The sequence below is a fragment of the Actinoplanes derwentensis genome (assembly GCF_900104725.1).
Lineage (GTDB): Bacteria > Actinomycetota > Actinomycetes > Mycobacteriales > Micromonosporaceae > Actinoplanes > Actinoplanes derwentensis.
In genome coordinates, this window is sequence record NZ_LT629758.1 from 2,931,931 (window position 1) to 2,948,487 (window position 16,557).

Here is a 16,557-nt window from a genome sequence, read left to right on the forward strand (position 1 = left end):
CGATCCATGTCACTGATCATCGTCGCGTCTTCAGGAGCGTTTCTCCACGGTCGGGGTGGGCAGGTCGAGGGCGGTGCGCAGCCGGACCGGCTCGAGGAGGACGGCGGCCAGGACTCCCAGCAGGGCGACGCCGGCGGAGATGGCGAAGACCAGGCCGGTGGCGTCGCCGTAGGCGGTGGCGGCCGGGACCGAAGCGGTGGTGTGGGTGGCTACCTGGCGGGCCAGAACCGCGCCCAGGACGGCTACGCCGATGGTGCCGCCCAGGGAGCGGAAGAACGACACCGTGGCGCTGGCGGCTCCGATGTCGGAGAGAGGCACGGCGTTCTGGACCACCAGGACGAAGTTCTGCAACGTCATACCCACCCCGGCGCCGATCAGGGTCATCGCGACGCCGATCAGGATCAGTGACGTGTGGGCGTCGACGAAGCCGAGGATCACGAAACCGGCGGTCAGACTGGTCGAGCCGATCACCAGGTACGGCTTGATGGTTCCGTGTTTGCTGATCAGCCGGCCGGTGATGATCGACGACAGCAGGATGCCGACCATCATCGGGATCGTCAACAGCCCGGCCTCGGTGGGGGTGCGCCCGCGGCTGACCTGGAAGTACTGGGTGAGGAAGACGGCAGCGCCGTACATCGCGGTGCCCGCGGCGAGACTGCCGAGGATGGCCAGGGCGGTGGTGCGCTGGCGCAGGATCCGGGGTGGGACCACCGGTTCGGCGGCGCGCGTCTCCACCCAGGCGGCCGCCACCAGCAGGATCAGGGTGCCGCCGACCATGACGAGGGTCTGCCAGGACGCCCAGGCGAAGGCGTCGCCGACGAACGACACCCAGGTCAGCAACAGGCTGACGCCGCCGGTGATCAGCGTGGAACCCCAGTAGTCGATCTTCACGTTGTCCCGGCGCAGCACCGGCAGTTTGAGCGTGAGCTGCAGCAGGACCATGGCGATCAGGGCGAACGGGATGCCGATGAAGAAGCACCAGCGCCAGCCCAGCCAGCCGGTGTCCACGATCAGGCCGCCGAGCAGCGGGCCGCCGATGGTGGAGATCGCGGTGACACTGGACTGGTAACCGGCGTACTTGCCGCGTTCCCGGGGTGGGATCATCGCGCCGATCGCGATCTGCACCAGCGGCTGCAAGCCGCCGACGCCGATGCCCTGCAGGGCGCGGGCGGCGATGAGCTGGCCGGAGTTCTGGGCGAACCCGGCGGCGATCGACCCGGCGATGAAGACCACGGCGGCGAGCTGGAGCAGGGTCTTCTTGCTGTACAGGTCGGCGAGTTTGCCCCAGATCGGGGTGGCGGCGGTCGCGGCCAGCAGCGTCGCGGTGACCACCCACGTGTAGTCGGTGGCCGAACCGTGCAGGTCGCTCAGCATCCGCGGCAGCGCTGTGGCGACGACCGTGCTGGCCAGGGTGGACACGAACAGGGCCAGCAGCAGCCCGGTCAGCGCTTCGAGGATCTGCCGGCGCGACGGCGCGGCGGTGTCCGTCATCGGATCTCCAGCCGGGTGATCGAGCCGTCGGTGGTGACGACGAGTTCGCCGCCGGCCGTGGTGAGTCCGGCGAAGCCGCGCGGCACTCCGGGCAGACCCCCGGACGCAAAGACTGATGGCGTACGGGGGACAGAGCCGTCCAGCGGCACCTCGGCCACGACCGAAAGCGCGCCGGTCGTCAGGTCCACCGACAGCACCCGCCCCGCCCCGGCCTCGGCGACGAACAGCCGATCACCGGCCACCGTGATCCCCTGTGGCCGATCCAGGTCCGCGACGACGACGGCCGGCCCGGAGGACGAGAGCCGATACACCGCTCCGCGGTCCTCGTCGCTGACGTAGCAGTGGCCGTCGTCGCCGAAGACCACGTCCACCGGCCGCCCGAGGCCGTCGGCCAGCACCGTCACGGTGTCGTCGGGCGCTACCGCGACGACCCGCGCGGCCCCGGATTCGGCGATCACCAGCGCGCCGTCGCCGTCGACAGTGATGCCGAGCGGCTGGTCGAGGTCGGCCCGGTGCCGGTAGGTGCCAGTGTTCCCGTCGAGCGTGCGGACCCGCCCGTATTGGGAGGTCACGTGCAGGTCTTCGCCGTCGGCGGCCACGCCGTGCACGAAGGTGGACAGTGCGATGCCGTTGCGGGAGATGACTCCGTAGTGGTCGGCGGCGTGCACGAGTCCGCCCGAGTCCACGGTCAGCCCGTACGGGCCGGTCGGCCCACCCCGTACCAGCAAACGGTGGTGACCGTCGGGGTTGACCTCGGTGATGCCGCCGGTGGCGTAGCTGGAGACGAACATCCGGTTGTCGGCGTCGAAGGCGGCGTTGTCCATGCCGGTGACGCCTGTGGGGTGGACGTCGCGGCCACGGTCGTCGATGCGGGTCAGGGTGCCGCCCGCGTCCCGGGACAGCACGAACAGCGTTCCGGCCCGGTCGAAACGGACCGCAACCGGTTCGTGGACCTGCTCGGCGAACAGTTCCGGCGTCCCGCCATCGGGGCTGATCCGGTAGACCTCGCCGGTGATCATGTGCGGGTAGTAGAGGTAGCCGTCCGGTCCGGTCTGCATGGCGTTGCCCATGGCCAGCCCGCCGGTCAGCACCCGCGGTTCGCGGCCGTCGCTGAAGAGTTCCAGCAGCCGGCCGCCGGGGATCATCTCGTTGACGAACAGCCGGTCACCGGCGACCGCGATCCCGTTGGGGTTGCGGATCTGGTCGGAGAGCAGGTCAAATGCCCCTGCGGGGGTACGCCGCCAGACCCGACCCGGGACCAGGTCGGCGATGTACATCGAACCGTCCGCACCGAAGACCAGATCGTCGGGGGCCTCGATCGGGCCGCCCGCCGCGACCACTACCTCCACGTCACCGGTGGCCAGGTCCACCGCGGCGATCTGCCCGGCGACGAACTGGGCCACATAGAGCCGGCCGTCCGGCCCGAACGCCACCCCGTTGGAACCGCGCAGCGCCATGGTCATCGCAGTACCTCGGCGATGGCGCCCACGTCGCGCCAGCGGCGCAGCAGTTCGTGGAAGACCACCGGGCCGGGCCCGAACGAGTTGTTGACCTCGCGCGGCCTGCCCTCGTTGTTGTAGTAGCCGGGTGTGCATTCGGCCTGGAAGCGGTAGTTGTCCGGGGCGGTGTCCCGGATCACGGCGGCCCAGTACTCCTCGGCTTCGGCGGTCGGCTCGATCCAGCGGGCACCGCGTTTGCCGGCTTCGGCGACGACCGCGGCGATGTGCCCGGCCTGCTCCTGCAGTACGTGCACGAAGTTGACCGAGGCGGCGTTCTGCAGCGAGCCGAGGTGGAAAAGGTTCGGGAAGCCGTGGCTGTAGAAGCCGTGCAGGGTGCGCGGACCGCGCGCCCAGTGGTGCAGCAGTGGCAGGCCGCCGCGGCCGTGCACCGGCAGGGTGCCGGAGACGACCCCGGAGACGCCGACCTCGAAACCGGTGGCGAAGACGACGCAGTCCACCTGGTACTCGGTGTCGCCGACGACGATGCCGGTCTCGGTCATCCGGGTGATACCACCGTGGTCGGCGGTGTCCACCAGGGTGACGTTGGGGCGGTTGAACGACTGCAGGTAGAAGTCGCTGAAGCCGGGGCGCTTGCACATGTACCGGTACCAGGGCTTCAGCACCTCGGCGACGGCCGGATCGGTGACCACCTCGTCGACCCGGGCGCGGATCTCGTCCATCTTGCGGAAGTCGGCGATCTCGTCGAGGTACTCGCGCTCGTCGTCGCTGAGCGAGTGGTCGAGCGTGCCGGTGAGCATCTGCCGTTGCAGGCGCGCGGTGCTGGTCCAGCCGTCCCCGATCAGGTCCTCGGCGACGTGACCGCCGGTGACGATGGTCAGGAAGTTGTCCATCCGCTCCTGCTGCCAGCCCGGCCGCACCGCGTCGAGAACCGACTGGTCGGTGGGCCGGTTGGCGCGCACGTCGATCGACGAAGGGGTGCGCTGGAAGACGTACAACTGCTCGGCGGTCTCGGCGACGTGCGGGACCACCTGGATGCCGGTGGCGCCGGTGCCGATCACGGCGACCTTCTTGTCCGCCAGGTTCTCCAGGTCGTCGCCGGTGTAGCCGTAGTCCCAGCGGCTGGTGTGGAAGGTGTGGCCGCGGAAGTTCTCGATACCCGGGATGCCGGGGAGTTTCGGCTGGGTGAGAGTGCCGGAGGAGGTCACCACGTAACGGGCCCGGAACCGGTCGCCGCGGTCGGTGCTGACGATCCACTCGGCGGCGTCCTCGTCCCAGGTCAGGTCGGTGACCTTGGTGTGGAACATGGTGTCGTCGTAGAGCTGGAAGCGTTTCGCGATGGCGATGCAGTGCTGGCGGATCTCCTCGCCCGGGGCGTAGCGCCACTTCGGGACGTAACCGACCTCCTCCAGCAGCGGCATGTAGACGGTCGCGTCGATGTCGCAGTGGATGCCGGGGTAGCGGTTCCAGTACCACGTACCGCCGAAGTCGCCTGCTTCGTCGATCATCCGGATGTCGGTCAGTCCGGCCTGGCGCAGCCGGGCCCCGGTGAGCAGGCCGCCGAAGCCGCCGCCGATCACCGCCGCCTCGACCCGGTCGGTCTTCGCGTCCCGCTCGGCGAACGGGGTGTAGGGGTCCTTGGCGTAGTAGCTGAACTCGCCGGCCGCTCGCCGGTACTGGGTGTTGCCGTCCGGGCGGATCCGCCGGTCGCGTTCGAGCCGATAGCGGGCCCGCAGGGCCTCGATCTGCTCGGGACGGTAACGGCGCGGGGTGTTGGACATGTTCGGGCTCTTTCGTAGGGTTCGCCCAGCCAATCGAGCGACACATTTTAAGTCAACTGACTGACTTAAAGTGTGGCTGACAGCACTGCACAGTGGACCATCGACCCCCGTTATCGCGGCGCTGAGTGATCAGCCCGGTACAGACCTTCAATCGCGTCGATCAATCCCGACGCGGTCGCCGTCCAATCCGGGTGCGCGGTCAGCTCCCGCTGCGCGCACGAGTGAACGATCAGCGTGTGCGCCATCTCGTCCCGCTCCCGCCGCACCTCCACCGGCAGATGCGGCAGACAACCGTGCAGCCCCTCGCTCACCGCCCACAACATCGGTGCCCGCCCCATCGTGACGCCGGCCAGCTCCCGCAACTGCGGATCAGCCATCAACTGGGCGGCGAAACGGGCGTACCAGGTCGGGCCGCCCAGGTCGGTCAGATGATCGGTGTACGGCCGGACCACGCACGTCACCCAGTCCCGCAACCCGGTGCTGCCCTGATGCCGGGCGACCAGCGTCCGGCGGATCTCCTCCATCGGCTCGGCGTGCCGCGCGATGATCGCCTGCACCAGATCCGGCTTACTGCCGAAGTGATAGGTGACCGCGGTGTTGTTACCCTGCCCGGCCGCCTCACTGATCTGCCGATTCGACACCGCGAACACGCCACGCTCGGCGAACAACCTCTCCGCGGTGGCCAGGATGACCGCCCGGGTCTGCTCCACCTGATCGACACGTAACCGGCGGCTGGCCATGGCACTGCTCCTGAAAACGGAAAGCGGGAAGCACGCCAGAATAGCCGTCGAACGTCCACACCGGCCGGTCACCGCCTCGGATCCGCTCGGGATCGCTCGCGTCACCGAAGACGCTACCGCCCACACGGAGTGGCCGGGCGGCATTTCGGTGATCGTCATGCGGCTTGCGGTCCGAACGCAGCCTCCGGTTCGGCTGGCGGCGCTTGCGGCCCTCGGCGACGGCGAAGTGTGACTTTTGGCCCTAGCCGAGCGGGCACTTCTTCGCAAAAACTATAAAGGCCACTATCCGGGCTAAAGGTCTGATATCCGTAGACGCGAGCATCTGTCCCTGCAGCACCCACTCGCCAAGAGACCGAGGACGGCCGCCAGAATGAACAGGACATTCTTCCGCACCGCGAACGATCGCCGAACCGGCGAGGCCACCGCGGCGCCGGCCGACGGCACCACCGGGGTCGACCTCGCCACGACAGGCGCTCGTCACATCCTCGACTGTGCGCAGGCGAACATTTTCGTGGCGGATCTCGCTTTGAACATCGTCTACGCGAATCCCCGAGCGATGCAGACGTTGCGCCAGATCGGCCCCGAGATCGAACGGGTTTTCGGGGTCCGCGTCTCCGATGTCCTCAACGGCAGCATCCATCGATTCCACAAGGACCCCGCCAGGATCGACCGCATCCTTTCCAATCCCGCCTTCGAACCTCGCGACGCCGCCTTCACGTTCGGCTCCATCACCCTCGACACCCACATCAACCAGGTCAAGGACGGCCGTGGTGCGGTCATCGGATATGTGGTGGCCTGGGAGGACGTCAGCGCCCGGAACGCAGCCGAACGACACTCCCAGATGGTGACGAACCGGCTCGTCGACACTCTGGCCATGACCGGTGAGGCCAGCGGGTCACTGAACTCCGTGGCGAGCGCCATGGAACAGTTGTCCGCCACCGTCGCCGAGATCGCCCGCAGCGAGAACGAGGCATCCGAGGTGGTGATCGACGCAGTGGCCGGGATCGAGGCCGCGACGAGCACGATGGACCGGCTCACGGAAGCATCGAGCCGGATCGACGAGGTGGTCAGCACCATCTCCCAGATCGCCCGGCAGACGAACCTTCTCGCTCTCAATGCCACGATCGAGGCCGCCCGGGCGGGCGCCGCCGGCAAGGGATTCGCCGTCGTCGCCGGCGAAGTGAAGGACCTTTCCATCGCCACCCAGACAGCGACGCAGCGCATCGGCGACCTCATCACCAGTGTGCAGACGCTGAGTACCGTCGCCGGCGGTGAGATCTCGAAGATCGCGGGGATCGTGGACGCCGTCCGGGCGAACCAGAGCTCGGTCGCGGCAGCCGTCGAGGAGCAGACGGCCGCCAACCAGGAGATCACCCGGAGCCTGACCGAAGCGGCCGACAAGGTACACGCGGTCACCGGTGACCTCACCACGTTCCTGGACACCATCGCGGGCCGAGACCGCCCGGGTCGGTAAGGCTCTCGACAGGTGGCCGGCCCGGTCTCACCGACGTGGACGAGGTGATCGGCTACCGCCCGGCGTCCGGGTAGATGATCGCGTTGGCTCGTTGCATGACGTCTATCTGGGCGGCGTTGAGCAGCTCGACGACCGCGTGCAGCAGAACCGGCTGGGTGTCCGGGTCGCCACCGGCCTGGACCTTGTCGACGGCATCGCCCAGCAGCGGGTGCTCGGTCATGTCGCGGCGGATCTCGGTGGCGAACCGGACGGCAAGGTCCTGCCGGGTCTCCTCGCTCGCTTCACCGGTCAGAGCGTCGAACTCGGCAGCCGCCGAGGTTCGGGGTCTGGCGTTCAGCGACCGCATCACTTCCATCACCTCGGGTTCGAAGATGCGGGAACCGAGCAGCATGAACGTCCGATCGAGGTCGGACAGGTCGTCGGTGGGGTCCTCGAAACCGGCTGGAGAGTCGACCAGGCCGGGATTGCGCAGAATGACGGCCAGCTCCGCACGCATCCGCTGCTGGCGTTCGATGCTCGCGGCCAACTCGGCGTCGAGGGCGCGGAGCTTCTGCTCCGCGCCCTCCGCTGACAGCTGTATGGTGGCGATGTCGGCCAGTGCCACGCCGAGATCCACCAGCCGCCGGATGCGCATCAGACGGATCAGGTGCTGGACCCCGTACTTCTTGTAGCCGTTCGCAGAGCGCTCCGGCTCGTCCAGCAACCCGATGCGGTGGTAGTGCCGCACCGTCTTCAGTGTCGTGCCGGCGAACTCGGCGATCTCACGAGTGCTCCAGCCGCCCTTCATCCGCATGCCGACATTCGATACCGTGCCCTCGGGGCACAGTCAAGGCGATCAGGCGCGGCAGGTCGTGTCCCGGGCCGGCAACTTCCCATCCACCAGATACGACGTGGTCAGGTTCAGGGCGCACGCGTTGCCGCCGATGACGTAGACGCCGTGCCCGCTCCCGTCGGCGGTCACCAGGCGGGCCCGCTGGCCGAACGCGGCACGCAGCAACTCGGCGTTGATCGCCGGGGTGACCGGGTCGTGCCGGTTCTGAAGCATCAGCACCTTGGCCGGCCCCTGATCGTCGACTTTGACCGGCGGCTCCGACGGCTCGTACTTCCAATGGGCACACGGCAGTACGTTGGCGGCCGCCGCGCCGAACATCGGATACCGCTCGCGAGCCTCGGCGACATCCTTCTGATAGGTGGCCAGGTCCTCCGGCCAGTCGACGTCATTGCAGGTGACGGCCAGGAACACGGTCAGCGCGTTGTCGGCGGGGTGCGGCGTGGCAGCAGCCGCTGCCGGAGCCGCCGGACCGGAAGACAGCAGGGACTGCCACAGCCGGGCCGTGTTGCCGTACTGCACCTCGCTGTAGAGGCCGAAGAAGGTGCCGAACCGGAAGTGGGCGCCGTTGGTCCCGTCGGGCGCCGGAGCCCGGTCGAGCCGTTCGGCAATGGTGAAATACGTCTTCCGAACCTGCGCCGGCGTGTGCCCCAGACCGTACGACGCGTGCCGTGCCGCCACCCATTTCGCGAAGTCGGGGAACGTCTCCTCGAATCCGTGCGCGAACCGGATCAGCGAATTCCGGTCGAGGTGCGTGCCGGCGAGGTTGCTGTCCAGCACGATCCGATCGGTGGTGTCCGGGAACAGCGAGACGTACGCCGCGCCGAGCGCCGAACCGTAGGAAGCCCCGTAGAAGCCGGCCTTCTTCTCGCCGAGGGCGGCGCGGATCCGATCCAGGTCACGGGCCATGTTCGCGGTCGACAGATGCCGTAGCCGCCCGCCGGTGTCGTTGGCCGCGCACCGCTGTGCGACCTCCGCGGCGATTGCCGACTGCGCCGTCACGGCCGCCTCGTCCACCGCGTACGGCGGAACGTTCGCCCAATAGGCGTCGTCGGCGGTGAACCCACAGCTCACCGGCGACGAATGACCGACGCCGCGGGTGTCCATGCCGATCAGATCGTACGAATCCAGAACGGTGGCCGGCAGGCCCTTACCAGCCAGGAACGCCGGCTGGTCCAGTCCGGTGCCACCCGGCCCGCCCGGATTGAACATCAGGATCCCGCGCCGCTTTTCCGGGTTGGTACTGGCGATCCGCGAAATCATGAGTTCGATCTGCGTGCCACCGGAATCGCTGTAGTCGAGAGGAACCGGAACGGTCGCGCATTGCACCGCGAAAGTCCCCGTGTTCACCTCCGCCGGGCAGGGGGCCCATTTCAGTTCCGCCGGTGGTTCCGGTGCCACGATCAGTGCGCCCACCAGGCCGAGCGCTGCTATCAGCGCATTCATGTCCAGCCTCCATCGCTCGTCCGATTTCCGTGTTCTGCCCTCCATGCGACGCTGTGTCCCGGGGGCACAGTCAAGCGTCGATCGACGATTCACGCTGCGTGACGAATTCCTGGCGAGCTGTCCTATGACTACGCGCTGGTACAGGAGTACTACTTGGCGATTATCGCGTTCACAGTCGCGGTGAGGCAGTCTGACCTGGTGAAACTCGAGTCATACAACCTGGCCTTCGCCGAACTTCGTCTGGGCAACCGGGATCAGGCCCGGAAGCTGCTCAACGAGTGCCGCGAGCAGTCGGGGCCGTCCTTCGTGCCGTACCTGGCGATCGGCGCCGCCGCCCTCGCCGTCGCTGACGGTGATCACCCACTCGCGGCACGGATGATCGGCGTCGCCGACAGCGCGTTCGCGGTCGCTGGTGAGGGTCCGGGCGCCGACGACGCCGCCGAACTGGCCAAGGCGCACACCGCCGCCGTCGAAGCCCTGGGCGAGGACAAATTCGCCGACTACCGTGCCGACGGCGCGCTGTGGGAATTGGACGCCGTATTCGCGGCGTGAATCAAGACGCGCGGGTGTAACGGTGTTCGACCCCGCGTGGAAAGAATTCCGGATCGCCGGCCGGCCGTAAATCGATCCGCGGCGTCTGCTGCTCCGCCGGCACATAATGGGCGAACTCGCTGTTCAGGCGAAGCAGCTCGGTGCGGATCGACACGGCCGCCGATCGTTCCCGTTCCGAAGTCGGCTCGGCGCCCGGCGCCATTTCCACCACCACCGACAGGTGCCGGTCACGGTCGGCGTCCTCGATGGTGCGCAACACGAAACGGCCGGTCGCCCAATCGCTGATCCCCGGCCGTTCCAGCCCGACCGTGACGTTTTCCGCTTGACGTCCAGCGCCGCCCAGTCCGTCCCGGCGTCGATCACCTTCTTGATGAACGGCCGTTGGCCGGCCACCCGTTTGCGAGCGCGCGACTGCCAAGATCGACGCATGCTGCCATCAGTGGAGATCACGACCGTTCTCGAACTGGCCGAAGCGCCGTTTCACAATCTGCACTGGACGAAGAAGATCGAACTCAGCCTGGACTGCTTCGTCTGCCGGCGGAACGGGCGCACCACCATGCTGGAATACGGCTCCGAAGAGGGAATCTGCTCCGGCGACAGCGCCTTCCCCCGACATCCGGCGGCAGCCCGGATCAGCGCCTTCGACGTCACCTCGGAGGAGACCCGGACAACACTGCGGGTAGTGGCCGAACACTGGTGGGCACCCTTTGACGACACCAAACACCAGCAGCCGTCGGTGGCTCTGACCAGCGCCCCCTGGGTGCGGCTGTACCTCGGTTACCTCTGCCCGGCCCCGGGATCGGCTGGCGGGAAGTTCTCCACCCAGACCAACCTGGTCCGGCCGTCGTCCTACCGGTGCGATCAATGCGGCGAGACGCTGGCACGCAGCGACGAGGCGCCCCGGCTCCGGCTCCTGCCCTGAACCCGGCCACCGGGTTGACGACCCGCGTGACGCGGTCGCTTTGGTCGGCGGCCGCCTGACCGCCCGGCAGTGACCACGTCGACGGTGGCATCTTCAGGCAGGCCCGGGCTGGCCGGGTCACGGCAGCGGTCCGGGGCGGGCGGCGTGGTCCGGCTCCGGGTCGGCGGTGGTGGAAAGGGCGGCCGGGACGGCCGGCTCCGGGGCGGGGGCGGAGGCTCGGGCTTCGGCCAGGGCTTCGGCGGGGACGTGGGTTTCCAGGAAGCGGCGGGCCAAGCGGGTGGACGGGTGGATGGCGATGGTGGCGATCACGATGATGCCGGCGATCAGCAGCCAGCCGGTGGCGCCCCAGTTCATCGCCAGGAAGGTGTAGACCGCCGGGGCCCACACCTTGCCGAGGGTGCCGCTCAGGTTGGCGGTTCCCTGGTAGGCGCCGCGCTGGCGGGGGTCCATCAGTTCCGCGTCGAACGTCCAGTCGGCGGCGGACAGGTACAGCTCGGCACCGGTCACGGTGACGTGGCCCAACCAGACCAGGGCGATCGTGATCCAGCCGACGGTGTCGTGGGTGGCGAGAGTGATCACGCAGGAGATCACGAAGAACGTCGACGAGATCCGGATCGCCCGCAGTGCGGTGGGCAGGCCGGTGACGCCGCGAGCCGTCACCATCGGCAGGAAGATGCACATCACCGTGTTGGTGCCGAACAGGAACGCCAGCAGCACTCGCGGGGCGTCGGTCTGCTCGACCAGCCACAGCGGGATCACCAGGTTGAGCAGCACCTGGTTGGTCCAGAACACGCCGCTGAGGAAGGACGTGAGGATCCAGCCAGGGTTACGCATCGGCCCGGGGCCGGGGATCTTCACCTTGCGTTCGGCTGCCGTGCGGTTGTCGTGCGAGGCCCTCGGCAGCCGGGTGACCGCCACGGCGTTGACCACAAAGACCAGGCTGGTGAACCAGGGCAGCGCGTGCAGGACGTCGTTGGAGTGGAACGCCAGCGCGATCCCCCCGGCGAACGAGCCGAGGGTGAAACCGAGGTTGAGCGCCGAATACATGTAGGCACGTGACGTCACCCGCTCGCCGGGCGGCAGGACGTCGATCGTGTACGCGCCGTGTGCGGCATGGCCGAGAGAACTGATGACCTCCATGCCGACGGCCATCATCAGGAAGCCCGGGAAGTCGGTGATGAACGGCCACAGCGCGAACATGGCCGCCTGACCCACCGCGCTGACGGCCCACATCCGTTTCGGGCCGAACCGGTCGACCAGCTTGCCCATCGGCACCGCGGCCAGGAAGGCGGCGATCCCGGCGCAGGTCAGGCCGAGACCGACCTGGGCTGCGGACAGCCCGACGATCTGGGTGAAGAACACCGCCGAGCCGGTCATGAAGGCACCGTCGCCGAGGGCGAACAGCAGCGACTGGCCGGCGAGCCGCCCCGCCAGTGGTGATGGTGGGCGCATGTAACGCAGGGCGGCGGTGAGAATCACCCGGCAAGTCTCCAGGCATCGATGACGGATGTCGCGCCATTTTCACCGGATTGAATGCGCCCGGTCCCGGCCGGGACCGGGCGCATTCAATCTCAGTGACTGTCCTGGTACGCCTGCAGGGTGCGGGGCCCGAAGGCGTCCGGCAGGACCTCGTCGATGGTCTTGATGCCGCTCACGGTGTCCAGAAGCATGCCCTCGGCGGAGTGTTCGTAGAGCAGCTGACGGCAGCGGCCGCACGGCATCAGGGCGTTGCCGTCGCCGTCGACGCAGGCGAACGCCACCAACTTTCCGCCGCCGGTCATCGTCAGGTCGGAGACGAGGGTGCATTCGGCGCAGAGGCCCAGGCCGTACGACGCGTTCTCGACGTTGGCGCCGGTGACGATCCGGCCGTCGTCGACCAGGGCCGCCACCCCGACCGGAAAACGACTGTACGGGGCGTATGCCTTGGTCATCGCCTCGCGGGCCCGGGCCCGCAGGGTCTGCCACAACTCTTCGGTGATCACCGGACGAATTTATCCCGCACGCCCAGCACTGAAGATCATCAGGGCGCGGTCAGCGGCGCGGTCAGGCCCTCGGTGGAGGTGCGCGGGGTGAGACGGCTGGCCGGGGCGACGACCGCCGGAAAGCCCAGGGTGGCCAGGCGGCCGTTGACGCCGTTCTCGGCCTGGCAGTCGGTGGTGCAGGTGGTCGGCGGGTTGGCGACCTCGGTGGCGTCCTCACCGGTGACCATGCCCATCCGGCCGCCGCTGGCCACGTCCCAGATACTCGTCGCGCCGCACTGGTCCTTGGTCTCGGTCAGGCCGAGCGGGTTGGTGAAGTCGGGGCCGCACGACGCCTGCGGGATGCGGGTGCCGACCTGCGGGCTGTCCCGCAGCACCAGCGCGGGAGCGACGGTGCTGCCGATGTTGACGCGCGGGCTCACCCGTACACAGAAAGTGCTTGCCGGTCCGGTCTGTTCGGAGGTGCAGGCGGAGCCGAGCCACGCGCCGAGCCTGGCCCGGAACTGCGGGTTGTCGTAGTAGAAGGTGGTGTCGGCGAGCGTGTGCACGATCCGGGTGCGGGTGCCGTCGCCCCGAGACGGTTCCATCTGGAAGATGCCGCCCTGAGCGCAGTCCTTGGCCTGGATCTTCATGCTCAGACCATTGGCGCCGGTACGCGAGACGGTCAAGCCCTCATCGCGCAGTTCCAGGCTGATCGTGCTGGTCAGGGCCAATCCCCGGTGGTCGGGAACCTTGCTCGCGTAAACGGCGGCCGGTTTGCGCCCGGTCATGTCGCCGACGTTGGCGGCGCCGGTGAACGCGTAGTCGTAGATCGCGAAGGTGGCCGGGTCGATGTCGAAGCGGGTGTACTTGCCCTGAACGGTGAAGCGCCCGGCCGGGGCGGCGACGGTGCCACGGAACCGGTCCTTGGTGCCGGTCTTGCCCAGCACGGTGTAACTGCCGCCGTCACAGAACTTGGAACTGGCCGCGACGGCGGCGGTCGGCCCGATGATCGCGGCCAGGGGGACGGCGGCTGTGAGAACGGCCAGGGCCGCCAGGTGCTTCGAGCGCAGTGATCGCATGCCGGGAACTATCGCGGCCGGACCGGTAACGGTCGGTTAGGCCAAGGTTAAGCCGACCCTAAGGCGCTGCGGCATCTCCGGCCGGGTGTACCGGGTGGCGTCCCGTCCCACGTGCGAGGCTGGGCGGGCGTGGTGACGGCGCACCCGCTGATTCTGGGAGGTATCGCGGTGGAGTTCACACGACTGGGCCGGACCGGGCTGAAGGTGAGCCGTCTCGGGTTGGGATGCATGAGCTACGGCGATGCCGCGGCCGGCATGCATCAGTGGACCCTCGATGAGGATGCCGCCGCGCCGTTCTTTCGGCAGGCCGTCGAGCTGGGGGTGACGTTCTGGGACACCGCGAACGTCTACCAGGCCGGCACTTCGGAGGAGTTCGTCGGGCGGGCGATCAACCGGTTCTCCCGCCGGGAGGACATCGTGCTGGCCACCAAGGTCAGCGGGATGATGCACGACGGTCCTGGTGGCAGCGGTCTGTCCCGCAAGGCCGTCCTCGAGCAGGCCGACGCCTCGCTGCGACGGCTGGGCACCGACTACATCGACGTCTACTACATCCACCGCTTCGACCCGGGGACTCCGGTCGAGGAGACCATGCGGGCCCTCGACGACCTGGTCAGGGCAGGTAAGGTGCGCTATCTCGGCGCGTCGTCGATGTGGGCGTGGCAGTTCGCGAAACTGCAGCACACGGCCGCGATGAACGGGTGGACCACGTTCTCGGCGATGCAGGACCAGTACAACGTGCTCAAACGCGAGGAGGAACGGGAGACGATCCCGATGTGTCTCGACCAGGGCGTCGGTCTGACCCCGTACTCGCCGCTGGCCAAGGGCCGGGCCACCCGGCCCTGGGGCCTGCAGACCGGACGGTCGTCATCGGACGACGTCGCCAAGGCGTTCGACCGTGACGCCGACGAACCGGTGGTGAACGCGATCCAGAAAGTCGCCGAGGGCCGCGGCGTCGCGATGGCCCAGGTGGCGCTGGCCTGGGTGCTGTCCAAGCCGGTGGTCTCCTGCCCGATAGTGGGCGCCACCAAGCCGCACCATCTGAACGACGCGGTGGCCTCTCTCGCGCTCGACCTCACCGAGGATGAGATCGCCGAACTGGAGGCCCCCTACCAGCCGCAGGACAACTACTGGTGGTGAACGTCGGCGTGATCGGGCTGACTCACTGCCCGCCGGATGAGCCGGCGGCCGGCCGATGGAACGGGAAAGCGAGGGTGGCTCGGATCGGGGTGCCGGTCAGCAACATGACGATGCGGTCCACGCCCAGGCCCAGGCCGCCGGTCGGGGGCATCGCGAACTCCAGGGCGGACAGGAACGCCTCGTCGACGCTCATCGCCTCGGGATCGACGGCTGCCGCTTTCAGGGACTGGGCGGTGAGGCGTTTGGTCTGCTTCTCGACCAGCGCGTCGTTCCGGTCGAGGACCAACTCTCCAGGAGAAACCGCGCAACGGGAAGCTCAGCACCACCCAGATCCCGGCGAGGGTGACGACCCGGCCGGGCCAGACGGCGAATCGATGGTTGACCACGAGGGTCACGTTAGCCAGTTCCGTCATCTCAGGTCGCCGCACCGCCCGCCGATGAGGCGCGGCGACAAGAAGGCGCACCGCCCGCCGATGAGGCGCGGCAACACAGAGGTGAGGAGCCCGATGCCCGTCACACATCCGGCACAGCAGGCGGCGGAGACCACGATCGGCGAGGTGATTGCCCGGCGGCTGGTGCAGCCGCTGTTCCAGCCGATCGTGGACCTGACCACCGGTGGTGTGGTGGGTCTGGAAGCGCTGGCCCGTGGGCCGGCCGGGCAGTCGCTGGAGTTCCCGGACCGGATGTTCGACGCCGCCCGCGCGGCCGGCCGCCTGGGAGACCTCGATCAGTTGTGCGCCGAACGGGCGCTGGAATGTGCCGTCGCCGCGGAGCGGCCGCCGCCGCTGCTGTTCGTCAACGCCGAACCCGCCGTGCTCGACCAGCCGCTCTCGGCCCGGATCGCCGAACTCGTGATCGCCGGGCTGCCGTTCCGGGAGGTTCTCGAATTCACCGAGCGGGCCCTGCCGACGGTACCGGGGAGCATGCTGCGCCTGGCCGGGCTCACCCGGGCGTTCGGGCACGTGGTGGCCCTCGACGACGTCGGTGTCGACCCGATGTCGCTGGCGTTCCTGCCGATCCTGGAACCCGAGGTGATAAAGCTGGACATGAGCCTGATCCGGGACCCGAAGGCCGCACTGACCCGCCAGGTCAGTGCGGTGGTGCGGGCGCAGGCCGCCCGTACCGGGGCGCTGGTGATCGCCGAAGGTATCGAGACGGCCCAGGACTTGGCGGTCGCCCGGGACCTGGGCGCCCATTGGGGGCAGGGATGGCATTTCGGCCGTCCCGGCCCGATCGACACAGCCGGTCATCGGTACGACCCGGAGGCGGCGGACGCACTCCCCCTTCCGTACACGACGTTCCACGAACGGCTGCGGTCCCCGTTCGAGGCCACCGACAGGCATGCGCCCGCCGTACCGGCCACCGCGGATTCCGTCGCCACGGCGATCGAACGGTTGCACGACGTACTGGCCCGCGACCCCGACGTCATCGTGTTCGCCAGTGAACCCGACAGCACCTGCCCGGACGTCCCGGTGTCCCTGCACACGCTGCTGGGCCGGGCCCGGTCGGTGATCATCAAGGATCGGCCGGTCCCGGACGAGTTCGCCGTCGCGATCCTGGGCGCCGGTTACGGGGCCGGGCTGTGTGTCCGCTCCCGCCCGGACCATGAGGCCCGGCACCTGGACCAGCTACCCGCCGTGGCGGAGGTGGCCCGCATCCTGCTCGCTGATCGCGGGTGAGGCCGCTCG

17 protein-coding genes are annotated in these 16,557 nt (G+C 68.6%); 6 read left to right on the forward strand and 11 right to left on the reverse strand.

The genetic code is table 11. The annotated features are described in order from the left end of the window. Positions 1-30: 30 nt before the first annotated feature. The 4 genes from BLU81_RS13310 to BLU81_RS13325 form a co-directional block, all read right to left on the reverse strand. Positions 31-1,491, reverse strand: a complete 1,461-nt coding sequence (locus BLU81_RS13310; protein ID WP_092544745.1) for an MDR family MFS transporter — start codon at positions 1,489-1,491, stop codon at positions 31-33. After that, positions 1,488-2,954 carry an outer membrane protein assembly factor BamB family protein gene (locus tag BLU81_RS13315; RefSeq protein WP_092544747.1) on the reverse strand — a complete coding sequence of 489 codons (1,467 nt, stop codon included), beginning with the start codon at positions 2,952-2,954 and terminating at the stop codon, positions 1,488-1,490. Before BLU81_RS13315 ends, BLU81_RS13310 begins: the two co-directional genes overlap by 4 nt. Then, positions 2,951-4,729 carry a flavin-containing monooxygenase gene (locus BLU81_RS13320; protein WP_092544749.1) on the reverse strand — a complete coding sequence of 593 codons (1,779 nt, stop codon included), beginning with the start codon at positions 4,727-4,729 and terminating at the stop codon, positions 2,951-2,953. The genes BLU81_RS13315 and BLU81_RS13320 overlap by 4 nt, the downstream gene beginning before the upstream one ends. Before the next feature lie 110 nt (positions 4,730-4,839). Continuing rightward, positions 4,840-5,469 (reverse strand): TetR/AcrR family transcriptional regulator, encoded by a 630-nt coding sequence (locus tag BLU81_RS13325; RefSeq protein WP_092544751.1) that lies wholly within the window; start codon positions 5,467-5,469, stop codon positions 4,840-4,842. Here BLU81_RS13325 and BLU81_RS13330 point away from each other — a divergent pair. Both BLU81_RS13330 and BLU81_RS13335 read left to right on the forward strand, forming a co-directional pair. Further along, the gene (locus BLU81_RS13330) at positions 5,468-5,701 is read left to right on the forward strand and encodes a hypothetical protein (RefSeq protein ID WP_092544753.1); all 234 of its coding nucleotides are present in this window, start codon (positions 5,468-5,470) and stop codon (positions 5,699-5,701) included. The genes BLU81_RS13325 and BLU81_RS13330 overlap by 2 nt on opposite strands. A 138-nt stretch (positions 5,702-5,839) precedes the next feature. Beyond that, complete coding sequence (locus BLU81_RS13335) at positions 5,840-6,943, forward strand: methyl-accepting chemotaxis protein (RefSeq protein ID WP_092544755.1); 1,104 nt, start codon at positions 5,840-5,842, stop codon at positions 6,941-6,943. A gap of 52 nt (positions 6,944-6,995) precedes the next feature. Here BLU81_RS13335 and BLU81_RS13340 read toward each other — a convergent pair whose 3' ends face one another. Both BLU81_RS13340 and BLU81_RS13345 read right to left on the reverse strand, forming a co-directional pair. Further along, entirely contained in the window at positions 6,996-7,736 is a 741-nt protein-coding gene (locus tag BLU81_RS13340; protein ID WP_197686220.1) for a MerR family transcriptional regulator, read from the reverse strand. 42 nt (positions 7,737-7,778) lie between these two features. Next, the gene (locus BLU81_RS13345; RefSeq protein WP_092544757.1) at positions 7,779-9,218 is read right to left on the reverse strand and encodes an alpha/beta hydrolase; all 1,440 of its coding nucleotides are present in this window, start codon (positions 9,216-9,218) and stop codon (positions 7,779-7,781) included. A gap of 198 nt (positions 9,219-9,416) precedes the next feature. Between BLU81_RS13345 and BLU81_RS13350 the strand changes: the two genes are divergently transcribed. Then, on the forward strand, positions 9,417-9,770 hold the full coding sequence (locus BLU81_RS13350) for a hypothetical protein (protein ID WP_092544759.1): 354 nt from the start codon (positions 9,417-9,419) through the stop codon (positions 9,768-9,770). A 1-nt stretch (position 9,771) separates the two neighbouring features. Here BLU81_RS13350 and BLU81_RS48025 read toward each other — a convergent pair whose 3' ends face one another. After that, positions 9,772-10,188 (reverse strand): hypothetical protein, encoded by a 417-nt coding sequence (locus BLU81_RS48025; protein WP_157751540.1) that lies wholly within the window; start codon positions 10,186-10,188, stop codon positions 9,772-9,774. A gap of 9 nt (positions 10,189-10,197) precedes the next feature. Here BLU81_RS48025 and BLU81_RS13360 point away from each other — a divergent pair, with 9 nt between their 5' ends. Then, positions 10,198-10,692 (forward strand): hypothetical protein, encoded by a 495-nt coding sequence (locus tag BLU81_RS13360; RefSeq protein WP_157751542.1) that lies wholly within the window; start codon positions 10,198-10,200, stop codon positions 10,690-10,692. 117 nt (positions 10,693-10,809) lie between these two features. Here the strand turns inward: BLU81_RS13360 and BLU81_RS13365 are convergent, their stop codons facing one another. From BLU81_RS13365 to BLU81_RS13375, 3 genes are all read right to left on the reverse strand, one after another. Then, complete coding sequence (locus BLU81_RS13365) at positions 10,810-12,171, reverse strand: MFS transporter (RefSeq protein WP_092544765.1); 1,362 nt, start codon at positions 12,169-12,171, stop codon at positions 10,810-10,812. 92 nt (positions 12,172-12,263) lie between these two features. Continuing rightward, a complete protein-coding gene (locus BLU81_RS13370) occupies positions 12,264-12,674 on the reverse strand; it encodes a cytidine deaminase (protein WP_231954486.1) in 411 nt (136 codons plus the stop codon). A 38-nt stretch (positions 12,675-12,712) separates the two neighbouring features. Beyond that, positions 12,713-13,732, reverse strand: coding sequence for a hypothetical protein (locus BLU81_RS13375; protein ID WP_092544767.1), 1,020 nt, complete (start codon positions 13,730-13,732; stop codon positions 12,713-12,715). A 168-nt stretch (positions 13,733-13,900) separates the two neighbouring features. Between BLU81_RS13375 and BLU81_RS13380 the strand changes: the two genes are divergently transcribed. Next, on the forward strand, positions 13,901-14,869 hold the full coding sequence (locus tag BLU81_RS13380) for an aldo/keto reductase (RefSeq protein ID WP_092557026.1): 969 nt from the start codon (positions 13,901-13,903) through the stop codon (positions 14,867-14,869). Positions 14,870-14,891: 22 nt separating this feature from the next. Here the strand turns inward: BLU81_RS13380 and BLU81_RS13385 are convergent, their stop codons facing one another. Beyond that, the gene (locus BLU81_RS13385) at positions 14,892-15,155 is read right to left on the reverse strand and encodes an amino acid--tRNA ligase-related protein (RefSeq protein WP_231954488.1); all 264 of its coding nucleotides are present in this window, start codon (positions 15,153-15,155) and stop codon (positions 14,892-14,894) included. A 220-nt stretch (positions 15,156-15,375) separates the two neighbouring features. Here BLU81_RS13385 and BLU81_RS13390 point away from each other — a divergent pair, with 220 nt between their 5' ends. Continuing rightward, the gene (locus tag BLU81_RS13390) at positions 15,376-16,548 is read left to right on the forward strand and encodes an EAL domain-containing protein (protein ID WP_157751544.1); all 1,173 of its coding nucleotides are present in this window, start codon (positions 15,376-15,378) and stop codon (positions 16,546-16,548) included. Positions 16,549-16,557 lie beyond the last annotated feature (9 nt).